Source organism: Amycolatopsis rhizosphaerae (genome assembly GCF_007713715.1).
Classification (GTDB): domain Bacteria; phylum Actinomycetota; class Actinomycetes; order Mycobacteriales; family Pseudonocardiaceae; genus Amycolatopsis_E; species Amycolatopsis_E rhizosphaerae.
The window spans coordinates 1-16,290 of the sequence record NZ_VJWX01000110.1 but is presented as its reverse complement, the minus strand read 5'-3'; the positions used below and the strand labels follow the sequence as shown (position 1 = coordinate 16,290).

Genomic DNA, 16,290 nt, shown 5'->3' with positions numbered 1-16,290 from the left:
GTGTTTCGTCGATCTCGGCCATTCTTTTGGTGAGCAGGGTCAGTGTTCGTGGGATGGCATCGAGCTGCCCGAGTTGTTCCTGGAGTCGCATGATGTCGCGGTAGAGCAGTTCGTTGTGCGGGTCGAACGCCCGGGCGGCTTCCAGCAGGTCGAGTGTTTGCTGTGGATCATGGTCGACCAGGGCGCGTGCGAGGGCGGCGACGGCGTCGATGGCGTCACGGCGGATCGCTTCGCGTGCGGGCTCGATCCACTCGCATGCCATGCCCTCGGCCAGCGCTCCGCCGTAGCGGTCGATGATCCGCCGGTAGGCCTCGATGCGGGCGTTTTCGGTGGTGGCGGCGCGACGCGCGGCGACGGCCTCGGCGAAACGCCAGTAGTCGACCCCGACCTGGCCGGGATCGAGGCGGTAGCGACCATTGTCGGCCGAGACGATCTCGGTCACCGCGCCCCCGGTCGCGGCGGCCAGCGCGTGGCGTATCCGGGACAGGGCGGTGTGCAAGGCATTGGTTGGGCGAGCTGGCGGATTGTCGCCCCACAGCGCGGAAACAAGGGTGTCGCGGGTAGTGCCGTCGGGGTGCAGCGCCAGCAGCACCAGTAGTTCCCTGGTCCTGGGCTGAAACACTCCGGTGATCTCACGCTCCTGGCTTCCGGAAGCGGCGCTGGGTTCGGGGTTCCAGTGCACGCGCAGACCACCGAGCACGGTGATCGTGATCAGCATGCAAGCCACCTCGGTCTCGCCGCCCTCGGTCGGCGGACGTTCGACAGCGGCTGTGTGCGGCCGACTGGTGGGCGCCGGTGTGGGGCCGAGGATTTCCAGCTCGGTCTCGTCGTGGTCGGCTGTCGGGTCGGGGTCAGCTTGGTGCAACAGGTCAAGCAACTCGGCGGTGTCGTCGTCGCCGAGGCGGAACACCCGGGTTCCGCGCAGTGCCTCGCCCGCACCCGGGCTGGTGGCCGAGATCGTGTCGTCCTCCCGAACGAAGCAGGTGATACCCGGTTGCCACTGGCCCAACAGCAAGCCGAGGACACCGAACGGGGCGCCGTTGTCCAGGACCGCTTGCAGCCGCTCGTGCTGCCGCGGAGGTCGCGCCACCAACACCAGCGGCTCGGCGCTGTGCTGACGGCCGGCCGCGGCGCGTACCAGGGTTTCGGCCTCCAGCATGTCCAGCGCGGCGGCCACGTCGGCGACGACGCGCACGGCTGCGGGAAGGTGGGTGTGAGCGGCGTCGCGTCCCAGCAGTGCGGCCAGATCATCGGCCGGGACAACAACCCTCACTGCTCCTTGATCCTCAGAGGCGGTGAGCACAGCCACCAGCAGGGCACGAGCCGCCGCGGCGGTCCCGGGGCCGACTAGCCCGATGCCGCGGGCGGCCGCGAGGTCTATCGCTACCTCGCGGCCGTCTCGGATTCCCAGTCCTGGCGCGAGGGCCGGTGGCTGGCCAGGGATGGCGCCGAGCACCAGCGGTGGTGGGACGTGCCGGGATTCGCCTTCATCTTCGCCGGGGCCCTTCTCGAGGTCGATCTCGTCGCCCTGTTCGGCCCGTAGATGCGCCAGTCGCAGCTGGTAGACCACTGGCGCCACGGGCAGGTCGTCGCGGTCACCACTGCCGGGTTGGTACCGGGCGCGGTAGCGGCGGCGCGCGATCAGCAGCGCCGCGCTGACCGCCGCGGCCAGCCCGAGACCGACGAACAGCTCGGCCCCCCAGCTGAAGCTCGGTTCCGGTGCCGTCGAAGGCCGCGGTTTCACAGCGGTCTCGGCAGGGTGGATGGCCGGTGCGGGCGAGGATGGATGTTTCGGTGCTGCTGGCGGCATCGCGTCGGCGGGCAGTGCCAGTTCCTCGCCGGGGTAGATCAGGTTGGGATTGGTGAAGACGTGGCCGTAGGGCTGGGGCTTGCCCCTGTTGAGGTCGAAGATCTCCGGCCAACGGGCAGCGTCGCCGAGAGTGCGCTGGGCGATCCGTGACAACGAGTCGTGCACCCCGTTCTGCGGTGCGAGCACGACCACGGACTCCGGGTGCGAAGGCGCGCTGGCCGTGGTCGCGCCGCCGCCTTCTTGGGTGACGAAGACAGCACCGCGGACGGTCACGCCCCTCTCGGCCGCTGGAAGCTGCCAGGCCGGGGCGGCGGCCACGATCTGCACGCTGGTGCCCGGCGCGGTGGCAAGCCGCGCGGCCGGCGCGGATGGCGTGCGGTTGCCCAGCAGCGACAGCAGGACCGCGCCGACCAGGACACCCGCCAGCCTATGCAGCGGACCGGCGGCCGAGACGTCCCGCAGACGGGCGAGGTCGAAGCCGCTGCGGACGAAGTCCACTGTGCAGCGCAGCACTTCAACGGTGAAGACGGTCCACAGGATCCAGCACAGGCAAGCCAGAACGTCGAGCAGGAACACGGTGCTCATCGGACTCAACAGCACGACTTGCACCTCGACCCAGGCCGGGACGTGGTTCGGCAGGGGCCAGCCGATGTAGTGCCACAACGCCCACGGCAAGCCCGCCACGAGCGCGAGCAGCACCACCGACACGAACAGACCGCGCAGGACCCAGCCGACGCACCGGAGCGTACCGACCAGCACTGGCCACGCGCGGCAACCCGTACCCGGTGCCCGATTACGGCGGGAGAGACTCGATGGCGTGGTCACGACAAGCTCGGTTCCTTGTCAGTACAGGGTTATGTTCCGTTGCTTACCGTGGAAGCGCGAGGGCGAGGCTCGGACACCGCGGACGCAGGGTTGGGCTTCTCTGTCCTCAGCTCGCCAGGTGCCCGGCCTGGAGACCGCTTGCGCTTGGGACGACTCGTCGTCCGGGCGGTGAGCCACCGCGTGAGATCAGCGGCGGGTACATCGGTGAACCTCGCCAGTTCGTCGATGTCGATGACTTCTTGGGCGCCGGCGAGCACATCGCCGAGTTGCCGTTCGATGTCCTCGAGCTGCGCGGCGACCGCAGCCCGGCGCTGGGCAAGTTCACCGACCTGCCGCGCCGCCTCGGATCTCTTGGCGCTGCGGGCGGTGTCGGCCTCCTCGACGCGGCGTTGGATCTCGTCAGTCGTTGTCGCCATTCGGGTCTCCTCTCGTAAGGACGTGCTGCTTGGCTGCACGCGACGGTTTATGGGGCTTCGGTCACTACTCCTCGCTGCGGATGGGCGCTTCCCTTGCCGTGCACTGTCAGGCTCGAAATCCCGACCATGCTCAGCAGTTGCGTTGTCTGGGAGGCGGTGATGAGGACGGTTACGGTGTCGCCGGAAACGGTCACTGTGCCGGAAGCATTGAAGGTGGCGAGGTAGGTTTGCGCGTCGGTGACGGCTTGGGCGGGCACCAGATGCAGGGTGCCGGTGCTGCGGTAGGCGGCCAGGTCGATGGCCTGAGCGCCGGCACGGGCAGCGGCCTCGGCTTGACCGGTGGCCCTGATCTTGGCTGCCAGGGCCAGCCCACCGTCCAGGGTCAGCCCGGCCAGGGCGAGGATCCCGGTGGTCAGCACGACGACGAACGCGGTGACGTGGCCCTCGTCAGCACGCCACCACCACAGACGCAGGCCGGCGTGGTGTTGCCGGTGTTTCACGAGCCACCTCCGCGGGTGTCGGACGCGGCCGATCGCCAGATATCGACCGGTTCGATCGCCGTGGCCGACAAACGCCGCTGACCTGCCACGCCGAGGATGAGGGCGTCGCCGAAGTCGACCACGCACGCGATCGCGACCGTGACGGTGCCGCCAGGCCGCAGCGCACTGGTGCTGGTCTCCACGTCGAGCGATTGGCAGGTCACCCCGGCCGAGGCCAGCCCGCCCGCCGCGGTGGATCGGGCTGCCGCCGCGGCTGCGGCGGGGGTGTTTTCGATGCTGGCCGCCCGCGCGGCCTGGTGCGCGGCGTCATTCAGCCGTAGCCGCGCGTCGACGCCCCGGTGGATGACCACGGCGATGAACACCAGCAGCATGACCAGAAACGGCGTCACGAGCGTCAGTTCGGCTGCCACGGAACCGGAGTCTTTCCGCCACCAGGCCATCCAGCCTCCAGGGCTCATGTCCGATCACCCGCCGCCGGTCAAGGGAACGAACCGTTCCACCGGCCCGGCGGCCTCCGCATGCACGGGAAGGCGCAGGAACGGGATCACTGACGCGGCAGTCCCGCTGATCCGCACCGAGGCGGTCGTGGCGGTGCGGGCGGCGCTGACGCTGGCGCCGGTCAGCGGACCATGGGCGAGTTCGTCGAGCAGGGCGTGCGCCCTGGATTCGCCGGCCACCGCACTGCCGCCCTGGGCTCGTGCGGCGGAGAGTCCTTCGGACGCCGCGGCCTGGGCAACGTGGGTGACGTGTGACCACAAGGCGAACTGCACGATGGCCAGCACCATCATCAGCAGCACCGGGGTCGCGATCACCAGTTCGGCGCTGACCGCGCCACGGTCGCCACCCAACACGAGCCGACGGAAGTTGTCGGTGTTTCTGGCGGAGACGCACACCTTGCCCTCGAACGATGCCCGCTTACTTTGGCACCGGATCACAGAGTTCGACGAGCAGCGGTGACCACGACTACTGGCCTCGGCGCGAACTCGCCGAACAGCGGATTTCAGGCGGCGTAGCGGTTCGGTCGGCATGCCGCTCGCTCCTTTCTCCGACGTGGCCTGCCGCTACAGGCCCAGGTTGATGCCGTTGGCCTTGTGCGTGACCTTCGCGACGATGATCGCGATCACGGCGAGCGCCATGACGACAAGTAGTGCCGTCACCAGGACCGCTTCGGTCGAGTAGCCGGCCTCGGGTTCCCGGCGCAGCACCTCCCACCGCGCTTTGAGCACCGAGGCCACGGCGCTGCACTGTTCTTTCAACGCTGCCAGCACTTGTTGGTGCATCGCGTTTCTCCTCCTTCCTCCGCCGTCATAGCCCGGAAAGGACCTGGTGAAGTGCAGGGCAGGCAATGAAGAGCAGGAACCCCAGAAACAGCGCCGTCACCGGTAGGGACATCCGCTCCGTCGCGGCTTGGGCCTCGGCTTCCGCGCTGGTGAGCTGGTGGGTGCGCAAGGCAGCGGCCTTCGCGGCGAGGCTGGCGCGGACCTTGGCGCCTTCGGTACCGGCGAGGCTGATCGAAGCCGCCAGTTCCACGAGCTCGGTGATGTCGAGTTCCTCTCCGAGCCGACGGAGGGTGGTCCACGGGCTGGTGCGGGTCAAGCGCGCAGTGCCGAGGGCCCGGCGGATCTGTTCGAAGGACCACCCGCGTCCGATGGCGGCCGAGTTGTTCAACGCGCTGTCGATCCCGGCACCCCCGGCCAGAGTGGTCCACGCGAGGTCGAGGTAGGCGGAGAGGGCGTGGTGGAACGCGGTACGCCGCTTCGCCGCCGCGGAGCGAACTTGCAGGTCGGGCAGCAGGAAGCCAGCGACGGCCAGCACGAGCCCGGCAATGATGGGGAAATCCACTCCCAGCCACAGCCCGGTGAGCGCGAGCAGGAGTTGCAGCAGCACGGGTGCGAGTAGCCCACCGAGCGCGAGGAGCGCCTTCTGCCCGAGGTGGAGCGTGGTCGCGCGCCCGATGACCCCGAGGTCGCGCCTCACGCGCGCTCCAGGAAGGCCCAACGCCTGCGATGGGGCGACGAACGGGCGGCCGAGTTTGGCAGCCCACCCCACCTCCTCGGTCGCGACGATGGGTGGTGGGGAAGCGGTTGTGATGCGAGCCAGCACGGTGCCCAGGGCAGGACGCGGCGGGAACAACCACACGGCCAGCGCCCACAGCCCAACACCGGCCCCGGCGCCCATGAGGAGCACAAAGACCACGAGCATCACACCTGCCTTTCCGTACCGAACGCGGACGCTTCCCCGCCCAGGGACAGGAAGCGGTCAGGCTGACGGACAGTGGCGATCCGGCCGAGCCAGGCGAACCCGGAAGCGAACAAGACACCGATGCCCAACAGGACGAGCTGCCCGGCGGCCGAGTCGTACGCGGACAGATAGGCGCGGTTGAACAGCACCACCACCACGGCGAAGCACAGCGTCGTGCCCACGATCACTCGCACCGAGGTGCGGGTACGAGCACGCCCGGCTTCGATCCGCAGGCGCATCGACGCCTGTTCTCGTGCGGCTTGCGCCAACGAGCCGAGCAGGTCGCCGAGTTGCCGGGCCTGCTGGTCGGCGGCCAGCACCAGGGCGGCGATCACCAGGTCGCCGGTGGGATCGGCGAGCCGGTCCGCCAGGTCCCGCAGCGCGGGCACGAGCCGTTCGCCGTTCTCGATCCGTGCCGCGAGCTCAGCGACCTCGCGACGGATCGGTGCCGGGGCCAGGGGGACGGTGGCGAGGATCGACTGCTCCAGTCCAGCGGCGGCGGAGAGCGTGTCGCGCAGCATTTCGGTCCAGGTTGCGATCGCCTCGATCCGGGCGACTCGGCGGGTGTGCTCCGGGTCGCGGCCCACGATGCGCGGCAGCGCCCAGACACCAAGCCCCGCCAGCAGCGCACCGACGACCCAGCCGGTAGCCACCCCGGCCAGCGTCCCGACCGCGACAGCCGCACCGATGTGCGCCACCCGCCGTTGTTTGGTCACTTTGGGGCGGCGCGGCCAGGCGCGACGAGGCCGCACGGGGTCTGATCCGCGCAAGCCCGTGATGACCAGCAGCACACCGGTCCCGACTCCGGCGCCGAGCGCGGCGGCCAGGGCAGTGGTGGCGCTGACGGTGACGGTCGTTGTCATAGCGGCCACCAGCCTTCCGGCTCGTTCAGCAGACCGGGGTCGAAACCGACCGCGACGAGGTCGTCGAGGGTGTCGGTGCGCAGCGCGCCCGGCACCGGCCGGGCCCGGCGATCGGTGCCGGGCCGGTAGACCTCGTTCGAGATCACCTGGGGGCCGTCGGCGCCCACGACCTCGCGGATGGAGGACACCACGCGGGTCTGCCGGTCGAGGCTTCGGGCCAGGTGGACGACGAAGTGCACCGCCGAGGCGACCAGCAGGTTGGTGGCCTCCAGCGGCAGCTGCTCGACGCCTTGCGCGGCGTAGGAAGCCAGGCGGGCGAAGGCGATCTGCGAACTCGAGGCGTGCAGGGTCGCCATGCTGCCGTCGTTGCCCTGCGACATCGCGTTGCACATCGGGATGACCTCGGGCCCGCGGATCTCGCCGACGATGACCCGGTCCGGACTCATCCGCAAAGCCCACCGGACAAGCTCGGCCTGGGAGATCGCGCCCTCGCCCTCCACATTGGGTTCGCGGGCCTGCAGCGCGGTCACATCGGCGTGGATGGCCGGGTCGCGCTCCAGACCGAGTTCGAAGGCGTCCTCGATGGTGACGATGCGCTCCATAGGGTCCATTTCGGACGCCATCGCGCGCAGCAGGGTGGTCTTCCCGGCGTTCGTGCCGCCAGTGATCAGGATGTTCTTGCGGGCCTTCACCAACGCGCGCAGGAACCGTTCCAGACCGGGATCGATCGTGCCCCGGCGGCGCAACTGCGGCAGGGTAGCGGTGAGGTAGCCGTGGCGGCGGATCGACAGCGATGTGACCCCGTCCGCGGTCAAGCCCATCACCGCGAACAACCGCTCCCCACCCGGCAGCTGGAGATTCACCGCCGGGGAGCCGTAGTCGAACCGGCGTTCCTGGCTGGAGACGCGAGCGGCAAGCAACCTGACCAGGTCAGTGAGCTCCTCGTCGGACGAGGCGATCGGAGCGACCTGGGTGCGGCGGCCGTCGTTGTACTGGACGAACACCCGGTCGTAACGGTTGACGTTGATTGTCTCCACGCATCCGTCATCCAGCAGGGGTTGTAGCCCGGCCATGCCGAACAACTCGTTGAGCACCTCGGTGATCGCCCATTGCTCGACGTCCCGGCCCACCAGAGGACGGTTGGCCATCAGCTCGTTTTCGCTGTGCGCCCGCACCGCCTCGTCGACAATCGCGCGCGCCAGCTCGCGGCGGGCCTCCCGAGTGACAGCCGTGCCGGTACGCCGCTGCTGGGCATCCACCCGCCGCGGCAGCTCGCTGGCCAGCTTGTCGCGCAGGTGCTGGCGCAGCCGGGTACTCGCCTCGGCGGACTCCTCACCGTCGGGTGTGGCCTGCCGGGTAGACGCCTCAACGTCGGTCAGATCGCTCATGATCCGCGTCCTCCCTGTGACGTCCTCTCGGGTCCGTCCTGGTGGAGTGCCACCAGCCGCAGACCGCTGGCGGAGGCCACAGCACGAGTGTTCGGCAGCGCCTCGCTGTCCGACGACGCGCGGTAGACCGATGTCTGCCGGGCAGCGAGAACGTTGGCGACCTTGTGCGCGACCTCGCCCAACACGGACCGCGCGGTGGCGTTACGTCCCCAGCGGCGTATGGCAGGGCGTCCGCACAGAGCTGCCGCGCCACGGGGGTCGTGAGGAACCCGTCCCAGCGGTGAGACGCCGAGTTCGCGCGCCACTTCGGCCGCTGAGTAGCCGTCACCGACCAGCAGCATCACTGGATTCGGCGTCCACCGGCCCAGCGTCGGCAGTCGGTGCGCCACATGCGCGAAGTCGTCGGCGTGGGCTCGGGTCAGCAGGACCATCGCGTCGGCCAAGCGCACGATCGGTATTGCCGGAGAAGCCGTGTCGATCCGTCCGCAGTCGACGATCACCACCACGCCCGGAGCGTTCGCGGCGGCCCGGAGCATCTCCACACCGGCGGACGGGTCGGCGGTGAGTTCGGAGAGCGCTGTCCGCGCCCGATCGGCGTCCGGGGGAAGGGGTACCACTGGCAGACCACCAGGCAGGGTTTGGGAGTGCTGCCACAACAGCGCCGGGTCCTTGCTGTGGCGGGCAGCCGCAGCCAGGCTCACCAGTCCAGGCGTGGCGGCCAGCGAGAACCGCACCCCGATGTCCCCGCCAGAGGGGTCCGCCTCGACCAGCAGCGGGCGTGCAGGGGCAGGCCAACGGGCGGCCAGCGCGACCGAGAACGTAGTCACCCCCGGCGAGCCCTTCACCGACAGCAGAGCCACCAGCATCTGCGGCCTCCCCCGGTCGACAGCATCACCAGCGACAGTTGGCCCGCTGGCACGGAAGCGACCTGGCGGGCGACCACCTCCGGCAGTTGCACCGACACCACCATGCTTTGCTCGTTCGGCGGCGAGGTCACGCCGACGACCACCGCCGGCCACGCTGTCGAGCCATCCGGGCTCGGCGATGTGACTTGGGCACTGCCCGCCTGACCAGGCACGAACAACGCCAACACGTGCGCGCCCGGTGAGATCTCCGGCGGGAACTGGCCCGCCTTCAACGACAACGCGGCGATCGCCTGTCCCGCTGGCGGCGCCCAGCCCTCGGTGAGCATGCCGGGGCTGAGTACGGTTCCGGCGGGCAGGTTGGTCGACATCGTCTTGCCCACCACGCCGGACGCCTGACCGGCGTCCACAACGGGCACGCCAGGTTCGACGGCGACGTTGACCTGCCGCAGGTCCTGCGCGGTCAGCACCTGTCCCATCGACACCGGGCGGGCCAGCGCCAGAACGGGCATTCGGTTACCGGAGTTGAGCGTCACCACCCCGAATCCGCCGGTGCAGGCCAGCACGAGCAGGGTGCCCAGCAGCAGGTGCGGAATTCTGCGTCGCCGGTTCGTGCTGCGCAACCGCGTGAAAGGTTTCTTGCCGTCGGCCACCCAGTTTCGGGGCTGGCCGGTGTCCGGTTGGGTCCTGACGTTGCTGCTCACGCTGGGTACCTCCAGGCGCAGGGGGAGTACGCCACGCCGCCGAGACCGTTTCAGCGAGTGGAGAGAGACAGGGTTTCTCGTTGTGGTGAGAAAAGGTTCGGCCGCGGCTCAGCCGCCACCGATGTTCAGCGCTCGTGCCTCGGCGACACGGAAGGTCGAATTGCCGGTGGTGGTCATGTCCGGGAAGGTGCCGCTCTGGCCCGCGCCGGACCACGTGACCGTCCAGTGCACGGTCGCCGTGACCGGGAATGCTTGCCCTGTTTGGCCCGCCGAGGAGGTGCGATAGGTATGGCCACAGTCCGGCGAGGGAGCCTTCGGTTCCGTACCGGGCCGAAACGCTGTGCCCGCCCCCTGGCACGTGACCGTGTTGCCGTCCCCCATCGACCAGGTCACCGAAACCGGTGTCGCGGTCGCCGTGACCGACACCCCGGGCACGGAGGCGGTAGCCGACACGGATCCCCACCCGCTGGACAACCACAGCCAGGTCGGGAGGTTCACCAACTGCTCACCAGCTGGGTTGGCCGCGAGCGCTGGGTTTGGCAGCCGCAGTTGCGCGCGGGCTCTCGCCGCCAGCTCGACCGGTGTGGGCGGCTGAGCAGGCTGACCATCCGCTATCCATACCGGAGGGCGAAACAGCCCGTCGGTCAAGCCCGGCCCAGCACACGTCCACATGTACCACGAACCCGGTTGTCTCAGCGGTGGACCATCGATCGCCAGAGCAACCCGCGCGGTGGGCGGTGCGTCGGCCGCGCGCCTGAGGGTAAAACCAATGGTCGTCGCACCCTCAGCGGGTGGTTGGTAGTCACTCGGGGCATAGGAGCAGTGGGCCAGGTTCGAGGGGCTGGTGGACGTGTCGGAGGTGGGGCCTCTGCTCGGGTTTCCCCGATCTTCGTGTTCCGCACGGCCGGGGTTGAGAGGGGGTCCGCCGCGGTCGCCGCCGCTGGCTGCTGACAGATCGCAGGCTGGAGAAGGTACCTGGCTACAGGTTGTGGTCGCCCAGCCGTCGGCCATGGCCGGTGCTGCCGTCGTGAACGCGCTGGCCGCTGCGATTCCCAGCACAGTGGTGATGCGGCGCATGGTCAGCACGTCCCCACAGCGTGGACGCCAAAGTCAGTGACCTTCCATGAGCCGTCGGCTTGCTTCTGCACAATGGCGTTGATCAAACGGCGTCCGCCGGGAGTGTCCGCGAGCTGACCGTTGTCGACGCGGTACTTCAGCCAGTGGGTCGAGTCGCCGCAGTCGGTCACCGTGATCTCCATCGGAACGTCGGAAGGCTCCGCGGACGACACGGTGGGGTTCAGGACCGGTTCCCCCTGTGTGACCAGACGGTTGTAGTGATCGGCATACAGACCGCGCGTGAGGTTGGTTAACGCGGTGCCGGTCGCGTGTGCCGCGAGCGTGGGAGAGCGCCAGTCTGACGTGTGGCCTGCGGCGGTGAAGTCCTGCCACATCCCTCGGTATGCGGCGAGTGCCGCGCTCCCGGCCAGATCGCGAGCCGAAGGCGTGGTGGCGGAGGCAGGCGGTGCCGAGACGGTCAGCGGCGGTGTTCTTGTCTCGCTCGAACTGCAGGAGGCCAGCAGGACCGCACTGACCGCGACGCCCGCCAACTGGATCGAAGATCGGTGATCCCGCATTCCATACCCCCAGATCGCGTCAACGCTCCCGGTCCTCAAAGGCCCGATTTCGCTCCCGCACTCGCCAGTCTGGAACACGACTGGGTTCGCCGGTGTCCATAGCCGGGCACCGGTCGCAAGTGCCCACCATCGGGTGATTACCGGCGCTGGCGGACCGATCCGCTCGCAGGATGTGGCCATGGGGAGTTCGAGGTGACGGGCGGGTGGCTCGCCGCCTGCGGCGTCTGTGGAGGGTTGCTGGGCTTCGTCGGCCATGACCTGGCGCACCGCGTTGTCGCGAAGCCCGTCTCCGCCTGGTGGTCCGGGATTCCTTTCTCGCTCGGCCTGACTGCCGTCGTGATGGTGGCACTCGGCTGGCGGTTCGGACTCCAATGGGAGTTGCTGCCCTACGGCGTGCTCGCCATGTTGGCAGTACCGCTTACCGTCGCCGATCTCGCCGAGCGGCGGCTTCCCAGTCGGGTTGTCCTTCCGCTGTATCCCGTACTTGCGGGCCTGTTCGCCGTGATGGCCACACTCCGCCACGACCCGGGAGATTTCGGGCGAGCCATCCTGGGCATGGTGGTCTTGGCGGGATTCCATCTTGCTCTCGCTCTGCTGGTTCCCGCTGGCATGGGTGCCGGTGACGTGAAGCTTGCCGGTGTCGTGGGACTGGCGGCAGGCTGGCACGGCTGGGCATCTGTCATCGGGACCCTGGTGTGGTCCGCTCTCGCGGGCGTGCTCGCAAGTTGCGTATCGCGCTTGCGGAAACGAACTGTGGACTCGATCCCTTATGGCCCGTGTCTGCTTGCCGGGCTCTTCATCGCGGTGGTGTTCGACGCATGCTGAAAACCGGTGGTTCATGCTGACTCGCCTCCGGAGGAAAGGTCGATGTTCTGGACTTCTCCACCACACCGAGAGGGAAGGTTCAGGTTCTCGAACGTCAGGATGGTGCCGCGAACCTGGTCGTCGCGGAGGGACGCACCGAGGACCTGCTCGATGCGGCTGGGGCTGATCGCACGCACGTAGCGGGTGGGGACGACATCGACGGCCGCGAGGCTGGATCCCGTGATGATGTCGGCTCGATGCAAGTCCCGAGTCAGCACGAGCACCGGCTGGCGTCCGTTGTAGAGGGCCAATGCCATACCGGCGCTGCCGCCCGTGATCGCGGCCATGGCCAGGATTCCCAGGCGTCGCGCCCATTTCCACACTGTTACCCAGGGGGCGGGCTCTTGCGTCATGACGCACGCTCGTGCTCGTGATCGAGGTCCTCTTCGAGGCCGACGACCTCGATCACGGACCGCCAGGTGCGGCACCGATCGCACCAGACGAAGTTGGGCAGTTCTTCCAAGAGAGGATCGGTCCCTGGCCCGAGGGCCTGGATGTGTTCGCATTCGAGCATGTAGTTGCAGCTCACTGGCGCTGTCCTTTCCGGATCGAGTGGTGGTGTGGTGGGGCGGAGAGGGCATCCGCCCCACCACACGGGAAGCTCCGCGAGCGGAGCTGGTTCGGAATCCGGCAGTGATCACGTGTCGTAGAGGCCAGGCGCGCATCCGACGCCGCCATTCCACCAGGCGCCGATGACCCGCCACCGGATACCGGGCTGCAAATTGGTCACGCCGGGGCCGACGCACACGTGGTGGATGCCCCAGAAGATGTCTCTCACGTCAAGCATCACGGTCGACCCACTGCCGTTGTCGCAATGCCGATACATGCCTACCGGGTAGAACCCGCACACCTCCGCGAGCCTGGCGGTTCCGGGTTCGGGGGCCGGACGGGTATCGGCCGCCGCAGATCCGGCCCCGGTCAGGGCGGCGGTCGCGGTCAGGAAGACGGCCGCCAGGCCAGTCCCCAGGGTGCGAGCCCGCACGTGTCTCATGTGCTGATCCATAACGTCCTCCAGCGAAAAAGGGGTTCCAAGATGAATCTCGTTCAAATTCCGATATTCACGGCGTCAGTCGCTTTCGCAAGCCCCTGACCCGTGATCGCCGACTCCTTCGGTGACACCTGAGTCACTCGAATGACTGAACAGCGGGGAGAAGCACCGGAATGCGGTACACCGCTCTCTAGCTGCGCTTATGCTGTTGATCAGGGACTTGCTTGGCCGGTTGGCTCTGGCAAGTTCCAGTGTCAGGGGGGCACGCGTCCTTTGGGGAGGGGGTTTCTGTATTCACATGACTGGAATACGGAAAACAGAGGAACAGATAGCGTCGGCCAGTTTTGGGGAAGCGCTTCACCAGCTGCGCCTGGAGCGTGGATTGTCAGTGGCCAGGCTCGCTGAGCTCACCCACTACAGCAGGGGGCATCTCAACAACGTCGAGCACGGCATCAAGGCGCCGAGTGTCGAGCTCGCCGCAGCGTGCGACCAGGTCCTCGACGCGAATGGGCGACTGCAGGCGCTGATGCCGGTGCGGCGGCGTGCGGAACGACGTCCGGCGGTGCGTCCGGCCCAACTCCCCGCCGCGCCGGGCAACTTCGTCGGTCGCGCCGGCGAGTTGCACCAGCTCGACACCCTGCTCGCTCCCAGCGCCGCGCAGCTGGCCGTCGCTGTCGTCCACGGGCCACCGGGTGTCGGAAAGTCGGTGCTGGCACTGCGCTGGGCTCACGACCATCGCCACGTGTTCACCGACGGTCAACTGTTCGCCGACCTCCGGGGTCACGCACGCGCGCAAGTCACCGCGGCATCGCCCGAGGAAATCTTGGAAGGGTTCCTCGTGGCTCTCGGGCTTGCCGCCAGCGAGGTCCCCGCGACGTTGGAGGAACGGGCAGCGCTGTTCCGCAGCCTGACCGACGGTCGCCGGATCCTGATCTTCCTCGACGACGCCGCGTCCTCGGCCCAGGTTCGCCCCCTGCTGCCCGGCACCCCGACCTGTGTCGTGCTGGTGACCACGCGGACTCATCTTGCCGGGCTCGCCGTGCGTCAAGGCGCCCACCAGCTCCAGCTGAGCCCTTTCGCCCCAGCCGAATCACTCGCTCTCCTGCAAAAGATCACGGGTGAACGTCGTGTCGAGGCGGACCGGCGGGTCGCGGAGACGGTCGTGGACCGCTGCGGACATTTACCGCTCGCGGTGGCGCTGGCCGCCGAGCGGATTGCCGCGCATCCCCGGCTCACGCTTGCCGAGCTCGCGTGCGAGTTGGACGAGGAGCACGCCCGGCTGAGTGCTCTTTCCGCCGTGGACGACGAGCAGACTGCGCTGCGGGCCGTCTACTCCTGGTCCTATCGCGCGCTCACTTCCGAAGCCGCCCGCATGTTCCGCCTCCTCGGACTGCACCCAGGCCGGGATATCAGCGCGGCAGCGGCCGCAGGCCTCGCCGGGCTTTGCCTGGACGACGCCCGCTCGCAGCTCCGTGCGCTCGCCACTGGCCACCTCGTCGAGGAGACGCGGCATGACCGCTTCGCTATGCACGACCTGCTACGACTGTATGCGGCCGAACAAGTCGAAGTCGAAGAACCAGTGACCGTCCGCGAAGCCGCGACGGTGCGCGAGGCCACGTGGTATCTCAACACGGCGCAGGCTGCGAACCGGCTGCTTGCGCCCCACGAACAGACTTCAGGGTCGGAAGAGGCGGAGGTGCAGACCCGCCCGTTCCATGACTACGACAGTGCCCTGAGCTGGTGTGAAGCGGAACTGCTGAATGTGATCGCCACGGTCAGGTTCGCGGTCAAGCATGGTTGTGACGACCTCGCCTGGCAGCTGCCCAGCGCCTTGTTCACCTTCTTCCACCTCCGCAAACCTTGGAGCCTGTGGGAAACCACCTACCGCTTGGGCCTCACCGCGGCACACCGGGCCGGAGACGCTCACGGTGAAGCCGAAATGCTCCAAGGACTCGGGCTGGTCAGCCTCGGTCTCCAGCAGTACGACGAGGCACTCGACCGCTTCCACCACGCCCTGTCTGTCTCGCAAGCCAGCGGGAACCAATCCGATGAGGCGTGGGCTCTGACCGGCCTCGGCCTGGTACGCAACAACCTGCGGCTGTACGACGAGGCACGGTCACACTTCGAAGATGCCCTGACGATCCGGAGGCAGACCGGCGATTGCTACGGCCAGGCGGTCACCTTGATCTATCTCGCCGACGCCTGGCGGGAACAAGGACACCTTGACGAGGCCCTGGACTGTTCCCGGCAAGCGCTCGCCATTTTCCGTGCCACGTCCGATGCCCATGGTGAGGGACTCGCCCTGTACCAACTCGGCGAGTGTCACGCCGCCGCAGCGGAGTTGACCGAAGCGATCGCCTGCTTCAAGCAAGCCTTGCCGGTGCACCGCGCGGCAGGCGACCGTAAAGGCGAAGCGGACACCCTCTGGGCCCTGTCGAAGGCGCTCCTGCGCCAGGGCGACCACGCGCCGGCGCGGAATCACCTGCAGGAAGCGCTGGAGATCTTCGAGGAACGAGGCGACCCCGCGGGCCTGGATGTCCGCGCGCGGCTCGACTACCTCGACGACACATCGGCCCCGAAAGCCCCTGACGACGCGCCTGTTCGCGCACCAGAATGAGAATCATGGACAGCGACCTCACCGCCCTGGGCCTCGACGGTGCCCTGACCACCCACCCCGCAGACCTCGCGGCCGTCGCGGATGACTGGGGGCACATCGTCTCGCACCGGCCACGCGCGGTCCTGCGCCCGCGATCACCGGCGGACATCGCGGCGACCCTGCGTTTCGCCGGTGAACACGGAATCCCGGTGGTGCCCCGCGGTGAAGGTCACACCAGCTACGGCCAAGCCCAATGCCCAGACGGCATCGTCATCGCGATGAGCCACCTCGCCCGCATCCACCACATCACCCCGGACCGGGTCACCGTGGACGCGGGCGCCACTTGGGCCGACCTCCTGACCGCCACACTGCGACACCAGCTCACCCCACCCGTGCTAACCGACTACCTCGGCCTGTCCATCGGCGGCACCCTCTCCGCCGGCGGCATCGGCGGCACCAGCCACCGCCACGGCGCCCAAACCGACACCGTGCTCGAACTCGACGTCATCACCGGCGACGGCACCCAACACACCTGCTCACCCCACCACGACCCCGACCTCTTCCACGCCGCGCTCGCCGGACTCGGACGTCACGGCAT

19 protein-coding genes are annotated in these 16,290 nt (G+C 68.5%); 3 read left to right on the top strand and 16 right to left on the bottom strand.

The window, feature by feature from the left end:
* From FNH05_RS13730 to FNH05_RS13670, 13 genes are all read right to left on the bottom strand, one after another.
* On the bottom strand, positions 1-2,569 hold a 2,569-nt coding region (locus tag FNH05_RS13730), incomplete at its 3' end, for an AfsR/SARP family transcriptional regulator (protein WP_246127721.1).
* Positions 2,570-2,664: 95 nt separating this feature from the next.
* Positions 2,665-3,051 carry a hypothetical protein gene (locus tag FNH05_RS13725; protein WP_246127720.1) on the bottom strand — a complete coding sequence of 129 codons (387 nt, stop codon included), beginning with the start codon at positions 3,049-3,051 and terminating at the stop codon, positions 2,665-2,667.
* A gap of 47 nt (positions 3,052-3,098) precedes the next feature.
* Positions 3,099-3,518 carry a hypothetical protein gene (locus FNH05_RS13720; RefSeq protein WP_144588107.1) on the bottom strand — a complete coding sequence of 140 codons (420 nt, stop codon included), beginning with the start codon at positions 3,516-3,518 and terminating at the stop codon, positions 3,099-3,101.
* Between the two features lie 29 nt (positions 3,519-3,547).
* Entirely contained in the window at positions 3,548-3,961 is a 414-nt protein-coding gene (locus tag FNH05_RS13715) for a TadE/TadG family type IV pilus assembly protein (protein ID WP_246127719.1), read from the bottom strand.
* Positions 3,962-4,015: 54 nt separating this feature from the next.
* Entirely contained in the window at positions 4,016-4,402 is a 387-nt protein-coding gene (locus FNH05_RS13710) for a TadE/TadG family type IV pilus assembly protein (RefSeq protein WP_246127718.1), read from the bottom strand.
* A gap of 210 nt (positions 4,403-4,612) precedes the next feature.
* A complete protein-coding gene (locus FNH05_RS13705; protein ID WP_144588092.1) occupies positions 4,613-4,831 on the bottom strand; it encodes a hypothetical protein in 219 nt (72 codons plus the stop codon).
* Between the two features lie 25 nt (positions 4,832-4,856).
* Positions 4,857-5,753 carry a type II secretion system F family protein gene (locus FNH05_RS13700; protein ID WP_425458445.1) on the bottom strand — a complete coding sequence of 299 codons (897 nt, stop codon included), beginning with the start codon at positions 5,751-5,753 and terminating at the stop codon, positions 4,857-4,859.
* A complete protein-coding gene (locus FNH05_RS13695; RefSeq protein ID WP_144588090.1) occupies positions 5,753-6,655 on the bottom strand; it encodes a type II secretion system F family protein in 903 nt (300 codons plus the stop codon). Before FNH05_RS13695 ends, FNH05_RS13700 begins: the two co-directional genes overlap by 1 nt.
* Complete coding sequence (locus tag FNH05_RS13690; RefSeq protein WP_144588088.1) at positions 6,652-8,043, bottom strand: TadA family conjugal transfer-associated ATPase; 1,392 nt, start codon at positions 8,041-8,043, stop codon at positions 6,652-6,654. The genes FNH05_RS13695 and FNH05_RS13690 overlap by 4 nt, the downstream gene beginning before the upstream one ends.
* A complete protein-coding gene (locus tag FNH05_RS13685; RefSeq protein WP_246127717.1) occupies positions 8,040-8,909 on the bottom strand; it encodes a CpaE/TadZ family protein in 870 nt (289 codons plus the stop codon). The genes FNH05_RS13690 and FNH05_RS13685 overlap by 4 nt, the downstream gene beginning before the upstream one ends.
* Positions 8,885-9,610: an SAF domain-containing protein gene (locus tag FNH05_RS13680; protein ID WP_144588086.1), complete on the bottom strand. Its 726-nt coding sequence runs from the start codon at positions 9,608-9,610 to the stop codon at positions 8,885-8,887. The genes FNH05_RS13685 and FNH05_RS13680 overlap by 25 nt, the downstream gene beginning before the upstream one ends.
* Positions 9,611-9,718: 108 nt before the next feature.
* The gene (locus FNH05_RS39245; RefSeq protein WP_246127716.1) at positions 9,719-10,258 is read right to left on the bottom strand and encodes a hypothetical protein; all 540 of its coding nucleotides are present in this window, start codon (positions 10,256-10,258) and stop codon (positions 9,719-9,721) included.
* 431 nt (positions 10,259-10,689) lie between these two features.
* Positions 10,690-11,217: a hypothetical protein gene (locus FNH05_RS13670; protein ID WP_246127715.1), complete on the bottom strand. Its 528-nt coding sequence runs from the start codon at positions 11,215-11,217 to the stop codon at positions 10,690-10,692.
* A gap of 219 nt (positions 11,218-11,436) precedes the next feature.
* Between FNH05_RS13670 and FNH05_RS13665 the strand changes: the two genes are divergently transcribed.
* On the top strand, positions 11,437-12,069 hold the full coding sequence (locus FNH05_RS13665) for a prepilin peptidase (RefSeq protein ID WP_144588085.1): 633 nt from the start codon (positions 11,437-11,439) through the stop codon (positions 12,067-12,069).
* Between the two features lie 11 nt (positions 12,070-12,080).
* On the opposite strand, the gene FNH05_RS38035 is transcribed toward FNH05_RS13665, so the two are convergent.
* The 3 genes from FNH05_RS38035 to FNH05_RS13655 form a co-directional block, all read right to left on the bottom strand.
* The gene (locus FNH05_RS38035; RefSeq protein WP_186382526.1) at positions 12,081-12,395 is read right to left on the bottom strand and encodes an SAF domain-containing protein; all 315 of its coding nucleotides are present in this window, start codon (positions 12,393-12,395) and stop codon (positions 12,081-12,083) included.
* A 62-nt stretch (positions 12,396-12,457) separates the two neighbouring features.
* On the bottom strand, positions 12,458-12,637 hold the full coding sequence (locus FNH05_RS38030) for a hypothetical protein (protein WP_186382525.1): 180 nt from the start codon (positions 12,635-12,637) through the stop codon (positions 12,458-12,460).
* A gap of 108 nt (positions 12,638-12,745) precedes the next feature.
* The gene (locus FNH05_RS13655; RefSeq protein ID WP_144588081.1) at positions 12,746-13,111 is read right to left on the bottom strand and encodes a DUF6355 family natural product biosynthesis protein; all 366 of its coding nucleotides are present in this window, start codon (positions 13,109-13,111) and stop codon (positions 12,746-12,748) included.
* A gap of 187 nt (positions 13,112-13,298) precedes the next feature.
* Between FNH05_RS13655 and FNH05_RS13650 the strand changes: the two genes are divergently transcribed.
* Together FNH05_RS13650 and FNH05_RS13645 are read left to right on the top strand one after the other, a co-directional pair.
* A complete protein-coding gene (locus FNH05_RS13650; RefSeq protein WP_144588079.1) occupies positions 13,299-15,713 on the top strand; it encodes an ATP-binding protein in 2,415 nt (804 codons plus the stop codon).
* 5 nt (positions 15,714-15,718) lie between these two features.
* Positions 15,719-16,290 (top strand): FAD-binding protein (locus FNH05_RS13645; protein WP_246127713.1); only part of this gene is annotated, 572 nt, incomplete at its 3' end.